At 63.4% G+C, this 15,663-nt stretch carries 13 protein-coding genes; 11 read left to right on the top strand and 2 right to left on the bottom strand.

What is annotated here, in order from left to right; genetic code table 11:
* The first annotated feature begins 1 nt into the window (after position 1).
* The 11 genes from nuoG to WBF69_RS09695 all read left to right on the top strand — a co-directional run bounded on the left by nuoG (position 2) and on the right by WBF69_RS09695 (position 13,569).
* Positions 2 to 2,332, top strand: coding sequence for an NADH-quinone oxidoreductase subunit NuoG (nuoG, locus tag WBF69_RS09745; RefSeq protein WP_424263625.1), 2,331 nt, complete (start codon positions 2 to 4; stop codon positions 2,330 to 2,332).
* The gene (nuoH, locus tag WBF69_RS09740) at positions 2,332 to 3,405 is read left to right on the top strand and encodes an NADH-quinone oxidoreductase subunit NuoH (protein ID WP_424263623.1); all 1,074 of its coding nucleotides are present in this window, start codon (positions 2,332 to 2,334) and stop codon (positions 3,403 to 3,405) included. Before nuoG ends, nuoH begins: the two co-directional genes overlap by 1 nt.
* Before the next feature lie 10 nt (positions 3,406 to 3,415).
* Positions 3,416 to 3,904, top strand: coding sequence for an NADH-quinone oxidoreductase subunit NuoI (gene nuoI / locus WBF69_RS09735; RefSeq protein ID WP_424263621.1), 489 nt, complete (start codon positions 3,416 to 3,418; stop codon positions 3,902 to 3,904).
* 15 nt (positions 3,905 to 3,919) lie between these two features.
* The gene (locus WBF69_RS09730; RefSeq protein ID WP_424263619.1) at positions 3,920 to 4,546 is read left to right on the top strand and encodes an NADH-quinone oxidoreductase subunit J; all 627 of its coding nucleotides are present in this window, start codon (positions 3,920 to 3,922) and stop codon (positions 4,544 to 4,546) included.
* The gene (gene nuoK / locus WBF69_RS09725; RefSeq protein WP_323017007.1) at positions 4,546 to 4,854 is read left to right on the top strand and encodes an NADH-quinone oxidoreductase subunit NuoK; all 309 of its coding nucleotides are present in this window, start codon (positions 4,546 to 4,548) and stop codon (positions 4,852 to 4,854) included. The genes WBF69_RS09730 and nuoK overlap by 1 nt, the downstream gene beginning before the upstream one ends.
* A 7-nt stretch (positions 4,855 to 4,861) precedes the next feature.
* Positions 4,862 to 6,904, top strand: a complete 2,043-nt coding sequence (gene nuoL, locus WBF69_RS09720; protein WP_424263617.1) for an NADH-quinone oxidoreductase subunit L — start codon at positions 4,862 to 4,864, stop codon at positions 6,902 to 6,904.
* A gap of 11 nt (positions 6,905 to 6,915) precedes the next feature.
* Positions 6,916 to 8,403: an NADH-quinone oxidoreductase subunit M gene (locus WBF69_RS09715; protein ID WP_424263615.1), complete on the top strand. Its 1,488-nt coding sequence runs from the start codon at positions 6,916 to 6,918 to the stop codon at positions 8,401 to 8,403.
* 12 nt (positions 8,404 to 8,415) lie between these two features.
* Positions 8,416 to 9,900: an NADH-quinone oxidoreductase subunit NuoN gene (nuoN, locus tag WBF69_RS09710; protein ID WP_424263613.1), complete on the top strand. Its 1,485-nt coding sequence runs from the start codon at positions 8,416 to 8,418 to the stop codon at positions 9,898 to 9,900.
* 13 nt (positions 9,901 to 9,913) lie between these two features.
* The gene (locus WBF69_RS09705) at positions 9,914 to 10,492 is read left to right on the top strand and encodes a DUF2818 family protein (RefSeq protein WP_424263612.1); all 579 of its coding nucleotides are present in this window, start codon (positions 9,914 to 9,916) and stop codon (positions 10,490 to 10,492) included.
* Between the two features lie 102 nt (positions 10,493 to 10,594).
* Positions 10,595 to 11,446 (top strand): phosphoserine phosphatase SerB, encoded by an 852-nt coding sequence (gene serB / locus WBF69_RS09700; RefSeq protein WP_424263610.1) that lies wholly within the window; start codon positions 10,595 to 10,597, stop codon positions 11,444 to 11,446.
* A 41-nt stretch (positions 11,447 to 11,487) separates the two neighbouring features.
* Positions 11,488 to 13,569: a S9 family peptidase gene (locus WBF69_RS09695; protein WP_424263608.1), complete on the top strand. Its 2,082-nt coding sequence runs from the start codon at positions 11,488 to 11,490 to the stop codon at positions 13,567 to 13,569.
* On the opposite strand, the gene WBF69_RS09690 is transcribed toward WBF69_RS09695, so the two are convergent.
* Together WBF69_RS09690 and WBF69_RS09685 are read right to left on the bottom strand one after the other, a co-directional pair.
* Positions 13,566 to 14,816: an MFS transporter gene (locus WBF69_RS09690; RefSeq protein WP_424263606.1), complete on the bottom strand. Its 1,251-nt coding sequence runs from the start codon at positions 14,814 to 14,816 to the stop codon at positions 13,566 to 13,568. The genes WBF69_RS09695 and WBF69_RS09690 overlap by 4 nt on opposite strands.
* Before the next feature lie 62 nt (positions 14,817 to 14,878).
* Positions 14,879 to 15,663 (bottom strand): TonB-dependent siderophore receptor (locus WBF69_RS09685; RefSeq protein WP_424263604.1); only part of this gene is annotated, 785 nt, incomplete at its 5' end.

The following is a 15,663-nucleotide window of genomic DNA, read 5'->3' as shown; positions in this document are numbered from 1 at the left end:
CATGGTAGAACTCACCATCGACGGGCTGAAGGTTCAAGCCGAAGCAGGCAGCATGGTCATCCAGGCTGCGCACTCGGCGGGGCTGTACATCCCGCATTTCTGCTATCACAAGAAACTCAGCATTGCCGCCAACTGCCGCATGTGCCTGGTCGAGGTCGAAAAGGCCCCGAAACAGCTGCCGGCCTGCGCTACCCCCGTGACCGAGGGCATGGTGGTGCACACCCATTCACCCAAGGCCGTCGAAGCCCAGCGCGCCGTGATGGAATTCCTGCTGATCAACCACCCCCTGGATTGCCCGGTGTGCGATCAGGGCGGCGAATGCCAGCTGCAGGATCTGGCCATGGGCTATGGCGAATCCGCCTCGCGCTATAAGGAAACCAAGCGCGTGGTCTTCCACAAGCCCATGGGCCCCTTGATTTCCGCCGAACAGATGCAGCGCTGCATCCACTGCACCCGCTGTGTGCGGGTCGGCCAGGAAATCGGCGGCATCATGGAAATCGGCATGCTCAACCGGGGTGAATTCTCGGAAATCACCACCTTCGTGGGCGAGGCCGTCGAATCCGAACTGTCCGGCAACATGATCGACGTCTGTCCGGTGGGGGCGCTGCTGTCCAAGCCCTTCATGATGAGCGCGCGTACCTGGGAACTGGCCCGCCGCCGCTCGGTCAGCCCGCACGACAGCGTGGGCGCCAATCTGGTGGTGCAGTCCAAGATGGACCGCGTGTTGCGCGTGGTGCCGTTCGAAAACGAAGCCGTCAACGAATGCTGGATCAGCGACCGAGACCGTTTCTCTTACGCCGGCCTGTACTCTGAAGACCGCCTGCAGCACCCCATGGTGCGCGGTTGCGACGGTCAGTGGCACGAGGCTTCCTGGACGGATGCCCTGCAATCCGTCGTGACCGGTCTGAATCAGGTGCGTGAAGACGGCAACGGCGCGCAGATCGGCGCGCTGGGCGCCGAGACCGCCACCCTGGAAGAACTGGCCCTGCTGGCGCGTCTGACGCGCGCCCTGGGGTCGGACAATATCGACTTCCGCCTGCGCGGTGACGGCGCGGCCCTGGATGCGGTGCGCAGCGGCGCGCCCTGGTTGGGCATGCCGATCGCCGACTTGAACACCCTGGACCGCACGCTGGTTGTGGGTTCCTTCCTGCGCAAAGATCATCCCCTGATGGCGCAGCGTCTGCGCCAGGCCGCCAAACACGGCATGCAACTGTCCCTGGTGGACAGCGTGGCCGCCGATCCGCTGGTGCCGGTCACGGGCCGCATGACGGTCAAACCGTCCGGCCTGGTCCAGGCGCTGGGCGAAGTCGTCGTCGCTCTGGCAGGTCTGAAATCGCAGCCGGTGCCCGAAGGCCTGGCCGCCGTGCAGGCTGGCGCTGCGGCCCAGCAGATCGCCGAGAGCCTCGCATCGGGCCAGAATGTGGGGATCTTCCTGGGCAACCTGGCCGTCAGTGACGATCAGGTGGGGCATCTGGCCGCCAATGCGCAAGAAATCGCCCGCCTGTGCGGGGGGCGATTCGGCTTCCTCACCTCGGGCGGCAATACGGTGGGCGGCTATCTGGCCGGCGCCGTACCTGCCGACGGCGGCCTGGATGCCCGGGGCATGCTCAGTGGCGATCCCCTGAAGGCCTATCTGGTGCTGCATGCCGAACCGCGCCTGGACAGCGACCTGGGCGAACGCGCTGTGCGCGCCCTGCAGGGGTCGGCCATGGCCGTGGCTTTCACCGCCTTCAAATCCGCCGCCGAAGACTGGGCCGATGTGATGCTGCCCATCGCGCCGTTCACGGAAACCTCCGGTTCCTTCGTCAATGCCGAAGGCCGCGTCCAGAGCTTCAAGGGCGTGTCCGCTCCGGTGGGCGATACGCGTCCGGCCTGGAAGGTGCTGCGCGTGCTGGGCAATCTGCTCAGCCTGCAGGGTTTTGACGACGAAACGTCCGAATCCGTGCGCGACACGGTGATGGTGGGCGGCGTCGATGGCCGCCTGTCCAACGTGATCCGCAAAACGCCGGGTACGGTGACGCCGGGCGCCGAGATCGAACGGGTCGCAGAACTGCCCATCTATCGCACCGATGCACTGGTGCGCCGGTCTCAACCGCTGCAGGAACACGTCAATTCCGCGCCGCCGCAGGCCGCTGCCAATGCCGCCACGCTGCAGGCCCTGGGCCTGTCGGCGGGCGATGCCGTGCGGGCGTCGACCGCCCACGGCGCAGCAGATCTGACCGCCGCCCTGGACGATACCGTGGCCGACGGCGCCGTGCGGATCGCCGGCGCCTTTGAACAGACCGCCGCCCTGGGCATGGGCTCGGGCGCCATCCAGCTGGAGCGACGCTAATGGACTGGTTGAATATCCTGAACGCCTATGGCGCCGGCCTGATCGGCGAAACGCCCTGGCTGGTCGTCTGGACCCTGGTCAAGATCGTCGTCATCGCGGTGCCCATCATTCTGTGCGTGGCCTACCTGACGTACTGGGAACGCAAGATGATCGGCTTCATGCACGTGCGCCTGGGGCCCAATCGCGTGGGCTACCGCGGCCTGCTGCAGCCTTTTGCCGACGTCTTCAAGCTGCTGACCAAAGAACTGATCGTGCCGTCCAAGGCCAATCCGGTGCTGTACATTCTGGCTCCGGTGGTCACGTTGACGCCGGCCTTGGCGGCCTGGGCGGTGATCCCGTTCCAGCCCGACGTCGTGCTGGCCAACATCAACGCCGGGCTGCTGTTCGTTCTGGCCATTACGTCCGTGGGCGTTTATGGCGTGATCATGGCGGGCTGGGCGTCGAACTCCAAATACGCGCTGCTGTCGGCGCTGCGGGCATCCGCCCAGATGGTGTCCTACGAACTGGCCGTCGGTTTCGTGCTGGTCACGGTGCTGCTGGTGTCGGGCACGCTGAACTTGTCCGGCATCGTGCAGGGGCAGAGCATGGGTTGGTTCGCCGACCGTGGCGTCGGTATTCTGTCTTGGAACTGGCTGCCGCTGTTGCCGTTGTTCATCATCTACGTGATCGCCTCGGTCGCGGAAACCAACCGCCATCCTTTCGATATGGCGGAATGCGAATCCGAGATCGTCGCCGGTCACATGGTGGAATATTCCGGCATGGGTTTTGCCCTGTTTTTCCTGGGTGAATACGCCAACATGATCCTGCTGTCGGCGATGGCGGCGGTCATGTTCCTGGGCGGCTGGTTGCCGCCGCTGGACATCGCGCCCTTCACCTGGGTGCCGGGCTGGCTCTGGCTGGGTCTCAAGACCTTCGTCGTCGTGTCCATGTTCATCTGGTTCCGCGCCACCTTCCCGCGCTACCGCTATGACCAGATCATGCGTCTGGGCTGGAAGGTCTTCATCCCTCTGACGGGGATCTGGCTGGTGGTCGTGGCGATCTGGATGCAGACGCCGTGGAACATTTGGCAGTAAGGGGTACATCATGGAAGCAATCAAGGACTTCTTTGGCAGCCTGATGCTGAAGGAAATGCTCGAAGGCATGCGCCTGACGGGCAAATACTTCTTCAAGCGCAAGATCACGCTGCGCTACCCGGTGGAAAAGACGCCGACGTCGCCCCGGTTCCGCGGACTGCACGCGCAACGTCGTTATGAAAACGGCGAAGAACGCTGCATTGCGTGCAAACTGTGCGAAGCCGTTTGTCCGGCCTTGGCCATCACCATCGAATCCGAACAGCGCGAGGACGGCAGTCGCCGCACCACGCGCTACGACATCGATCTGGCGAAATGCATTTTCTGCGGCTTCTGCGAAGAAGCCTGTCCGACCGATGCCATCGTGGAAACGCACTTGCACGAATACCACGGCGAGAAGCGCGGCGATCTGTATTTCACCAAGGACATGTTGCTGGCCGTGGGTGATCGCTACGAATCGGAAATCGCTGCCCGTCGCGCCGCCGACGCGCCTTATCGTTGATGCCGGAAGACCGACATGAGTTTTGATGCAATCTTGTTCTATCTGCTGGCCATCGTGCTGGTCGTGGCCGCGTTTCGCGTGATCACGGCCACCAGTCCCGTCACCGGGGTGCTGCACCTGATCCTGACCTTTTTCACGGCGTCCATGATGTGGATGCTGATCCAGGCCGAATTCCTGGCCTTGGCGCTGGTCATCGTCTATGTCGGCGCGGTCATGGTGCTGTTCCTGTTCGTGGTCATGATGCTGGACATGCGCCTGGAAGGCCTGAAAAGCGGCCTGAAGATCTACCTGCCGCTGGGGCTGATCATCGGCGGCGTCATGGTGCTGGAAATGGCCTTTGTGGTGCTGCGTTCCTGGGGCGACGCCCCGGCCTTGCCCCAGCCTGCCGACAATATCGACAACACCCTGGTGTTGGGTACCGCCATGTACACGGATTTCGCCTATGCCGTGCAGATCGGCGGCCTGATCCTGCTGGTGGGGATGATCGCCGCCATCGCGCTGACCATGCGCACGCGTAGCGACTTCAAACGCACCCATCCCAACAAGCAGGTGCGCGTGACGGCTGCCGACCGCATCCGGGTCGTGAAAATGCCTGCCGTGGTCGATACGCCTGCCGCCGAATCCGAAGGAGCCGAAAAATGATGCAAATCGGACTGAGCCATTACCTGATCGTAGGGGCGATCCTGTTCGCCATCGGCGTGTTCGGGTTTTTTCTGAATCGGCGCAACCTGATTGTGCTGCTGATGTCGATCGAACTGATTCTGCTGTCGGCCAACATGAACTTCGTGGCCTTTTCCGTCTGGTCGGGCAATCCCGCCGGGCAGGTCTTCGTGTTCTTCGTGCTGACGGTGGCTGCCGCCGAGGCCGCCATCGGGCTGGCCATTCTGGTGCTGCTGTTCCGCAATCTCAGCACTCTCAATGTTGACAAGCTGGACCAGCTGAAGGGGTAAGGGCGTCATGACTGCGCAAAGTCTCTATCTGTTGATCGCCCTGGCGCCTCTGGCGACGGCTGTGCTGATCGGATTTTTCGCCACGGGCTTCATGGGTTCGTGGTTGGGCCGCCGGGCGACGCATACCCTGGCTGTCCTGGGGGTGGCGGTGTCCTTCGTCGGCTCGCTGGTCGTGTTGCAGCAAGTGCTGGACGGCCAGACCTTCGACGGCACGATCTACACCTGGTCCATGATCGGCTCGATCAAATACGAGATCGGTTTCCTGATCGATCCCCTGTCGGCCTTGATGATGGTGGTCGTCACCAGCGTGTCGCTGATGGTGCACATCTACACCATCGGCTACATGGCGGAAGACCCCGGCTACAACCGGTTCTTCTCCTATATTTCCCTGTTCACGTTTTCCATGCTGATGCTGGTGATGGCGAACAACATGCTGCAGTTGTTCTTCGGCTGGGAAGCGGTCGGCCTGGTGTCTTACCTGCTGATCGGTTTCTATTACTCCAAGCCGTCTGCCGTGTTCGCCAACCTGAAGGCCTTCATGGTCAACCGGGTGGGGGATTTCGGTTTCATCCTGGGGATCGGCCTGCTGTACACCTACGCCGGCAGCCTGAACTACGGCGAGGTCTTCGCCCAGGCCGACCAGCTGGGTTCCGTCGTCTTTCCAGGTACAGACTGGCAGATGCTGACGGTCGCCTGCTTGTGCTTGTTCGTGGGCGCCATGGGTAAATCGGCCCAGGCCCCTCTGCACGTCTGGCTGCCGGATTCCATGGAAGGCCCGACCCCGATTTCCGCCCTGATCCACGCCGCCACCATGGTGACGGCCGGGATTTTCATGGTGGCCCGGTTTTCGCCGGTGTACGAACTGAGCGAAACCGCGCTGTCGGTGATTCTGGTGATCGGTGCTTTCGGCGCCCTGTTCCTGGGTGTCCTGGGCGTGGTGCAGAACGACATCAAGCGCGTCGTGGCTTATTCCACGCTGTCGCAGTTGGGCTACATGGTGGTGGCGCTGGGCGCATCCGCCTATTCGGTGGCGATCTTCCACCTGATGACGCACGCTTTCTTCAAGGCCCTGCTGTTCCTGGGGGCCGGCTCGGTCATCATGGGCATGATGCACGATCAGGACATGCGCCACATGGGCGGCCTGTGGAAGCGCATGCCGATCACCTGGATCACCATGCTGATCGGCACGCTGGCGCTGGTGGGCACGCCGTTTTTTTCGGGCTTCTATTCCAAGGAAAGCATCATTTCGGCGGTTGCCGCAGCGAACATCCCCGGCGCCGGCTTCGCCTATGCGCTGACGCTGTCCGGCGTGTTCGTCACCTCGCTGTATTCCTTCCGGTTGTACTTCCTGGTCTTCCACGGCAAGGAACGCTACCCGGATCATGACGATCACGGCCATGACCACGCCCACGGCGAAGGCCACTGGGAAAACCACGGCGATGGTCCGGCCATCCATTCCCTGCATGGCAACAAGCCCAAGGAATCGCCCTGGGTGGTCACGCTGCCGCTGTCTCTCCTGGCCATCATGTCGGTCGTGGCGGGCGTCTGGTTCGTCGATCCCTTGCTGTTCAACGGCTATTTCGGCGAATCCATCACCGTGCTGGCACAGCACCCGGCGATGGCGGCCCTGGCCGAGGAATGGCACGGTTGGGTGGGCTTCGGCCTGCATGGCCTGACGGCGCTGCCGTTCCTGCTGCTGCTGGCCGGCCTGGTGGTGGCGTGGTATTGCTGGCTGATCAATCCGGCGGTGCCGGCGGCGTTTGCCCGCGCGTTCGCCCCGATCTACCGTCTGCTGGACAACAAGTACTACTTCGACTGGTTCAATGAGCAGGTTCTCGCTCGCTTCATCCGAGGCCTGGGCCACGGCCTGTGGCAGGGTGGCGACCGCGGCATCATCGACGGTCTGGTCGTCAACGGCAGCGCGCGCCTGGTGGGGGCGGCTGCAGCCACCACGCGCTTGCTGCAGTCCGGCTACATCTACCACTACGCCTTCGCCATGATCATCGGCATCATGGTGTTTCTCACATTCTTCGTCCTGATGGTTCATTGATGGCTAGCGAAATGGCGTCTTCTACACTCCCCTGGCTGACTCTGTCGATCTTCGTCCCGATCATCTTCGGGCTGCTGGTGCTGCTGGTCGGTCGGGACGATAATCCGGGTCCGGCCCGGGTGCTCTCCCTGATCGGGTCCATCGTCGGCCTGCTGGTGACGATTCCCTTGTACACGGGCTTCAATTCCAAGACGGCGGACATGCAGTTCGTCGAGAACACCCCCTGGATCGAAGCCTTCAATCTGAACTACCACCTGGGCATCGACGGGATCGCGATCTGGTTCGTGCTGCTGACGGCCTTCATCACCATCATCGTGATCCTGGCCGGCTGGGAAGTCATCAAATCCCGCGTCGCGCAATACAACGCTGCGTTCCTGATCCTGTCGGGGCTGATGATCGGTGTCTTCAGCGCGCTGGACGGCATGCTGTTCTATGTGTTCTTCGAAGCCACCCTGATCCCGATGTACATCATCATCGGCGCTTGGGGCGGTCCGAACCGGGTGTATGCCGCGTTCAAGTTCTTCCTGTATACGCTGCTGGGTTCGCTGCTGACCCTGATCGCCTTCATCTACCTGTGGAATGCGTCGGGTGGCTCGTTTGATATCGCCACCTGGCACAAACTGCCGCTGGATTACACGCAACAGATCCTGATCTTCCTGGCCCTGTTCGCTGCGTTCGCCGTCAAGATCCCGATGTGGCCGATCCACACCTGGCTGCCGGACGCCCACGTGGAAGCCCCCACGGGCGGGTCCATCGTACTGGCCGCCATCATGCTGAAGCTGGGGGCTTATGCCTTCCTGCGCTTCTCGCTGCCGATCGCACCGGATGCTTCTCATAGCCTGGCGGGGATGATGATCGCCCTGTCGCTGGTGGCCGTGATCTATATCGGCCTGGTCGCCATCGTCCAGGACGACATGAAAAAGCTGGTGGCGTATTCGTCCGTGGCGCACATGGGCTTCGTCACTCTGGGCTTTTTCGTCTTCAACGTCACCGGCCTGGAAGGCGCCATCATCCAGATGATCTCGCACGGCTTCGTGTCGGGCGCCATGTTCATGTGTATCGGCGTCATGTACGACCGGCTGCACACGCGCCGCATCGACGCCTATGGCGGCATCGTCAATCGCATGCCGCGTTTCGTGACCTTCTTCGTGCTGTTTTCCATGGCCAATGCCGGCCTGCCGGGCACCAGCGGGTTCGTGGGCGAATTCACCGTCATCCTGGGCGCCGTGCAGTACAACTTCTGGATCGGCTTGCTGGCGGCGTCCGCCCTGATCTGGGGGGCAGGCTATTCCCTGTGGATGCTCAAGCGCGTGGCCTTCGGGCCGGTGACCAATAAGCAGGTGGACGGCATGCAGGACATCAACCGCCGGGAATTCCTGATCCTGGGCCTGCTGGCGATCTTCACGCTGTTCATGGGGATCTACCCCAGCTTCTTCACCGATCTGATGCACCCCTCAGTGCAGGCGCTGATGGATCACGTTGCTCAAACGAAACTGTAGACCGGAATCACGATGCAAAATCTTTTCGACTTCGCGCTGGCGACCCCCGAGATTGTTCTGCTGGTGCTGACCGGGGCGGTGCTGCTGATCGACGCTTTCGGCAAAGAACCCCAGCGGCGCATGACCTTCATGCTGACGATGGGCACCTTGCTGGTGGCCGTCCTGGTGTCCTGGGGGCAGTGGGGCGAGGGCGTACAGGGCCGCACCTTCAGCGGTCTGTACGTCACCGATTCCCTGGCTCACTTCCTGAAGATCCTGTCGGCCATCGCGGTGGCCGTCACGCTGATCTACGGTCGCGCCTACGCCGAAAAACGCGATATGCTGGCCAGGGGCGGGGAACTCTATTCCCTGACGCTGCTGATGCTGTTGGGCGAATTCATCATGATCTCGGCTGGCAGCATGCTGACCGTGTATCTGGGTGTGGAATTGATGTCCTTCGCTCTGTACGCGCTGGTGGCGCTGCGCCGTGATCACCTGCCGGCGACCGAAGCCGCCATGAAGTACTACGTGCTGGGTTGCCTGGCTTCCGGCATCTTGCTGTACGGTATGTCCATGATCTATGGCGCCACCGGTCAGCTGGGCCTGGCGGAAATCGCCCAGGTGATCCGCGACGGCGGCGCGCAGCGTCTGCCGCTGGTGTTCGGCGTGGTGTTCATCGTGTCCGGCCTGGCGTTCAAACTGACCGCTGCGCCTTTCCATATGTGGACGCCCGACGTCTACCAGGGCGCGCCGACCACGGTCACGCTGCTGGTGGGGGCTGCGCCGAAATTCGCCGCTTTCGCCATCACCCTGCGCCTGCTGATCGAGGCCTTGCACGGGATCGCCATCGACTGGCAGCCCATGCTGCTGATCATGGCGGCGCTGTCGCTGGCTATCGGTAATATCGTCGCTATCGCGCAGACGAACTTCAAGCGCATGCTGGCCTATTCGACCATCTCGCACATGGGTTTTGTCTTTCTGGGTCTGCTGTCGGGCGTGTTCGAAGGCCAGGCGGGCGCCAGCGCGGCAGCCTACGGTTCGTCCCTGTTCTACATCGTCATCTATGTGCTGACGACGCTGTCCACCTTTGGCCTGATCATGCTGATGTCGCGCCAGGGCTTCGAGTGCGAGGAAATCTCCGACCTGAAGGGCCTGAACCGCCGCAATCCGCTGCTGGCCGGCGTGCTGTTGCTGTCCATGTTCTCGCTGGCCGGGATTCCGCCGCTGTCGGGCTTCTATGCCAAGCTCGTGGTGTTGCAGGCCCTGATCGGCGCCGGTCATGTGCCGCTGGCGGTGTTTGCCGTGCTGATGTCGGTGATCGGTGCTTTTTACTATCTGCGTGTCGTCAAGATGGCCTATTTCGACGAACCGGAAGACGGTGTCACGCTCAGTTCCGGCTCGGCGGTCACCCGCGGGGTGATGTCGCTGAACGGTCTGTTGGTGATCGGCCTTGGCATTCTGCCCGGCGGTCTGATGACGCTGTGCATCAGCGTCATTCAGCAGTCCCTGAGCTTCTAAAGGCCTGGGTGGCATGACCCTGACACTTGCGGTCTGGTTGGTGATTCTGGGCGCTCTGGTGCTGGCGAATCTGCCGTTTCTGATCGAACGCCCTCTGGCCCCCTGGCCTTGGGGGCGGGCGTCCCGGTCTTTTGGCGGTCTGCTGCGCTGGGTGATCGGCCTGGGATTCGTGGGGCTGCTGGCCTTGTGGTCCTGGGGTACGGTCCGGCTGGCCGGTGGCGCCTTCATCGGGGTCGGCAGCGCGTTTTTTGCGATGAAGCTGTTCGTCAGCATCGCCTTGGCGGCGCTGCTCTTGTATTTGCCAGGGCAGATGGCGCACAAGACGCATCCGGTCGCATCGGCGCCCGATGCGGCAACCGGTCCCAAAGCAGCCGGGAAATCCGGATCGGCCTCGGGCAAACCCTTCATCGATCGTTTCCTGGAAGTCATGGTCGGCTACGTGCTGATCGGCACGCTGGGATTCACGATGGAATTGGACATGGGCAATGCCTTTGCCCAGCGCTGGGAATTCTATGCCGTCACGCTGGCGCTGTTTCTGGTGCTGGCGTACCCGGGCTTTGTCTGGCGCTACATGATGAAGCGGCGGCGCTAGGCGCCATTTTCCAGCGCTGCCCAGGCGGGCGGGATCCAGCCGTTCACGCGCTGCTGTGCTGGCCGGGTAAAATGGCCGCGCATTGTTGCGGAGACTGGATTCATGGCACACATTATCTTGCAGGCGCCTCATCTGCTGGCGGCGGACGTTGAACGGTTGGCGGCGGTCGCCTGCGCCGAAGGCGTGCAGGAACTGAGTCCCACTGCAATCCGTCTGTTGAACGTGGACCCGTCCACCCGCGACGAGATCATGCCCCTGGCGCAGACGGCTCGTATGGATGCCGCTTGGCTGGATGCGATTCACCGGCTGGCCGACTGCAAGATCCTGGCGATGGACATGGATTCCACGCTGATCAACATCGAATGTATCGACGAGATCGCCGATGCCGTAGGCCGTAAGGCCGAGGTCGCCGCCATCACCGAAGCCAGCATGCGGGGCGAAATCAAGGATTTCTCCGAAAGCCTGCAGCGCCGGGTCGCCTTGCTGAAAGGCGTGCCGGAATCGGCGCTGGAAGACGTCTTTACCCAGCGTCTGCGTTTGAATCCAGGCGCCGAGGCGCTGATCGACGCCGCCCGTTCGCATGGGCTGAAAACCCTGCTGGTCTCGGGCGGGTTCACGTTTTTCACGGAACGCCTGCGCAAGGGCTTGCTGCTGGATCAGACCCACGCCAACACCCTGGAGGTCGTCGATGGCGTGCTGACCGGGCGCGTGCTGGGCGACATCGTGGATGGCGCGGCCAAGGCCCGCCACTTGCAAGCCCTGGCGCAGTCGCTGGGCGCGACGCCCGAACAAATCATCGTGATGGGCGACGGCTCCAACGACCTGCCGATGATGGCGCTGGCGCATTATTCCGTCGCGTATCGCGCCAAACCCGTGGTGCGCGCCCAGGCGCGTTTTGCCCTGAACGTCAGCCCCCTGGATGCGGTGTTGAACTGGTTCCGGCGGCAGCATTGACCCCGATACGGGCGTCCATCCCCCTGGGATCCTGGCCTGACGTGCCTCCCCCTGTGGCGCCGCGAGAAGAGCATGTCGTTCAGCAGCTTGGACGTCAGCGTAATGATCCCTATGCCTGGATGAAGTTCATACCGTCACAGGGTGTGCGAGCGCTGGATGGACTGCCATCGCCGTTGCGAGAGCATCTGGAAGCCGAAAGGCGATATGCAGATGCCATCCTGCAGCCTCTGACTGATGATGCAGCCTGGTTTCGCGCCCGGATGTCGGCGCGCACGCCCGAACGGTACGAACCGGGACCGGCGGCGTCCACGGGATGGCGTTACGAATCCAGGGTGCCGGCGGGCGGTGCGTGGCGCATCTTTTCTCGCACGGGGGCGGATGGGCAGGCACAGGTGCTGCTGGACGAGTCCGAGCGCGCCGTGGGGCAAGCCTACTACCGCGCCACGGCTCATCAACACAGTCCCGATGACCGCTACTTTGCCTGGGCGGAAGACGTGATCGGGGATGATCGCCACCGGATTTGCCTGTTGGACATGGACACCGGCGTCGTCCGCGTCCTAGTCCAATCGGATGCCTTCGGGTATGGCGGCCTGGTGTTCTCGCCGTCGTCCCGTCACCTGTTCTGGATCTGGCGCGATGCGCACAGCCGACCGACGCGCTTGTACCGCTCGGCGGTCGAGGGTGGCGAGGCGGTGCTGGTTCATGAAGAGCACGATCCCTCGATCTTCATGCAGGTCGCGCGCACAGCGGCAGGCGGCTTTGTCGCGCTGACGTTGGCCGGCCCGGATATCGGCGAGGTCCGGCTGATTGCTGCCGGAGCCGACACCGATCCGCCCAAGGTGGTGCGTCCGCGTCAGCGCGGCGTTCGCTACGAGGTGGACGAATGGAATGGCGAACTGCTGATGCTGAGCGATGCGGATGGCGCCGTCGACCGCAAGCTGCAGCACCTGGACCCGGAGACGTTCGCAGTCCGGGGTGAACTGGTGCCGCATCGCGCCGGGATTCCCATCCTTGCCGTGCGGCCCTTTGCCGAAGCGCTGGTGCGGATGGAACGTGAACAGGGACTGCGCCGCCTCGTGCTGACGTATCCGGACGGGCGGGAGACGACGCTTGGTTTCGATGATCCCGCATACACCATCGATCTGGCGCCATCTCAGCCATATGACGCCCCTCAAGTGCGCTTTGTGCATCAGACGCCTGCGCAGCCGCCGCGCTGGATGGACATCGATTTTGCAAGCGGGCGGCGCAATGCCATAGGGCCGCTTGAGCTGGGTGGCTTCGACCCGACCGTGTACGGCGTCGAGCGCCTTCAGGCGCGGGCGCCCGACGGGGAAACCGTCCCCATCACCGTGCTGTCCCGTCGGGACAAACGTGCGGTCGGGCCGACGCCTTTGCTGTTGACGGGCTATGGTGCCTACGGCATTGCCAGCGAACCGAGCTTTTCCCTGCCCGCGACCGTGCTGGTCGATGCCGGGTTCCGCTACGCGATTGCGCACGTGCGCGGCGGGTCGGAGAAGGGCGGGCGCTGGTATCGGGACGGCTGTCGCGACAAGAAGCGCAATTCCATGATCGATTTCATCGCGTGCGCCCGCCATCTGCTGGACATCGGCTATGCCGCGCCGGGCAAAATCGTCGCCCAGGGCGTGTCCGCCGGCGGGCTGCTGGTGTGCGGCGCCATGAACATCGAGCCGTCGCTCTGGGCGGGCGTGATCGCCCAGGTGCCGTTTGTCGACATGCTCAATACCATGAGCGATGCGGATCACCCGCTGGTGCCCTTGTTGCGCCCCGATTGGGGTGATCCGCTGTCGGACCCCCAGGCCTACGACTATATCGCCGGGATCTCGCCGTACGAAAACGTCGCCCAGGCTGCTTATCCGCCTGTCCTGTGTACAGCGGGGCTGAAGGATGATCGCGTGCCTTATTGGGAGCCGGCCAAGTTGCTGGCGAACATCCGGTATCGCGGCATCGGCGGCAAGCCGGCGGTGCTGCTGCTGGATCCGGACAGCGGCCACCAGCAAAGCGACGACCGCGACAGTGCGTTCGCGCAGGCGGCGCTGTTCTGGGCCTTTGCCTGCCATTGCGTGGGGCTGCCGGTGCCTCGGGACGGCAGCGACGGTTCCTAGGCGGGGCGCGCCGTCGCCAGCCTGTGTTCCTTCAGTGTCTGCAGAAAGGACCGTAGGGCGCAAATGGCCGAGATCGTCAGCGCCGGGGCGGCGACGGCGGCGATGGCGTGCAGCATGTGCCTCTGAAGCAGCCAGTCCGACAGCGTGCCCGCCAGCAGCGGGCCGGATGCGCCGAACATCGAGACGACGAAGCTCCAGATGGCGAAGCAGCGCGCCCTCAAGGGGGCGGGCGCCAGATCCTGCAGCATGGTGGGCACCAGGGCGTTGGCCGTGCAGGTCATGAACAGAAAGATGCCGACAGTGATGAAGGCGTGGTCAAGTGTCTGCGCGGTGCTCAGCAGCAGGAGCGCCGGAATCGTCATGAGCACCGATAGGCCCATGATCAAGGGCCGGGCCGCCTGGCCGATTCGCTGGGCGATGACGCGATCCAGCACCCCCGCGACGGGCAGGCATCCGATGCTGGACAGCAGGATGATCAGCCCCGTGGCGTGACCGATCTCGCCAGGCGTGGCGTTGAATCTGCGTTCCAGCGCCAGGGCGATCAGTTGGTTCAGGGCTTGCACGGCGACGATCAGGCAGCCGGCCACGCCGACGAACAGGCCGATGGCTCGCCAGCGGCGCCACAAGAAGGCGCGTAGCGAGGGCGGCGCTGCGGCGTCGACGGCTGTGATGCGCCGGATAGGATCCGCCGTCAGAGCGCCAAGCGCCAGCAGGGGCAGGCCGGCCATGCCGAGCAGCAGGAAGGCCTTGCGCCAGGGTTCTGCGCCCAAGGGAAACAGGCCCTGTGCGGTGGACAGGATGGCGCCGCTGAAATAGAAGCCGCTGCTCGCCCCGGCTGCCATCAGGGCTGCGAAGCTCAGGTTGGCGGCGACACGGTGCCGTTCCGGCGCCAAGTCGGGAATCATGGAGTAGACCAGCGGCACCATGGCGAATTCGGTGATGCCCGCCGCCGACCGGCCGATGAAAAAGAGCGGAAATTCGTGCGCAATCCCACTGAGCGCCATCAGGGCGGACGAGGCGGCGATCAGCCACAGCAGCACCCGCTTGCGCGAGTAGCGGTCCGCGAAGCGCGACAGCGGGATCGCCAGCGCGCTGGCGATCAGGATGCCGGCCAGCCCTTGCAGCGCACCCAGTGCGGCATCGCTGACGCCGAAGCTGTTCTGGATGGCGGACAGAGAGACCGCCTGAACCCCCATGTCGGCCATTTGCAGGCCGGCGGCGATGCCCAGGAAGGCGACCGTGAACAAGCTGCGCGGAGTCCATGCAACGGACTCCGCGGGCTTGGGATGGCCCCACGCGGGGGCCACGCTCAGTGCCATTGATACTGCAACTGCAGATCGATGGTGCGTTCGCCGCCGTAGTAGCAGTAGAAGTCGCAGCCGCTGATGTAGGTTTTGTCCGTCAGATTGCGCGCGTTCAGCTGCACGGCCCAGTTGCGGTCGATCCGGTAGCGCGCCATCAGGTCGAACAGCGTGTAGCCGGGGACGGTTTCGCCGGGATAGGTTTTCTGATCGTCCGTCGCGCCGTTGTGGCGCGCGCCGGCCGCGACCGTCAGCGTGCCGCCGCGAGGCATGTCGAAACGGTGGTCGACCCATAGGCTGGCCTGATGACGAGGGATCATCGGTGTGCGGATAGTGCGTCCACCATCGATGTCCTGGCGGGAATGGTTGTAGGTATAGGTGGCTTTCAGTCCGGTGCGTGGCGTGATCCTGAAATCCCCCTGCAGTTCCAGGCCCTTGTTGGTGCGTTTGCCGCTCTGTGACTGGATGTTGGATGCGTCAGTGACGAGGGCGTTCTTTTCTTCAATGTCGAAATAGGCCAGGGTCAGGGTGCCGTCCAGCCAGTCGGGTTCGAACTTGATACCGACTTCCTTCTGTCTCCCCTCGTAGGGTTGATAGCCATTGCCGTGGCCGTCCGCGCCTGCGATGGGTTTGAAGGATTCAGAATAGCTGACGTAAGGCGAGACGCCGTAGTCGCTGATGTACATGGCGCCGACGTTCACGCTGTTGTGGCTGGCGTCGTATCCGGCGATCGTCCCGCTGCTGAGGCTGTCGCTTCTGGCACGGTCGTGCCGGATGCCGGCATTGAAGTTCC

Source organism: Castellaniella sp., from assembly GCF_049673105.1.
Taxonomy (GTDB): domain Bacteria; phylum Pseudomonadota; class Gammaproteobacteria; order Burkholderiales; family Burkholderiaceae_B; genus Castellaniella.
The sequence above is the reverse complement of the archived record's forward strand: the minus strand, read 5'-3'. Positions and strand labels throughout refer to the sequence as shown.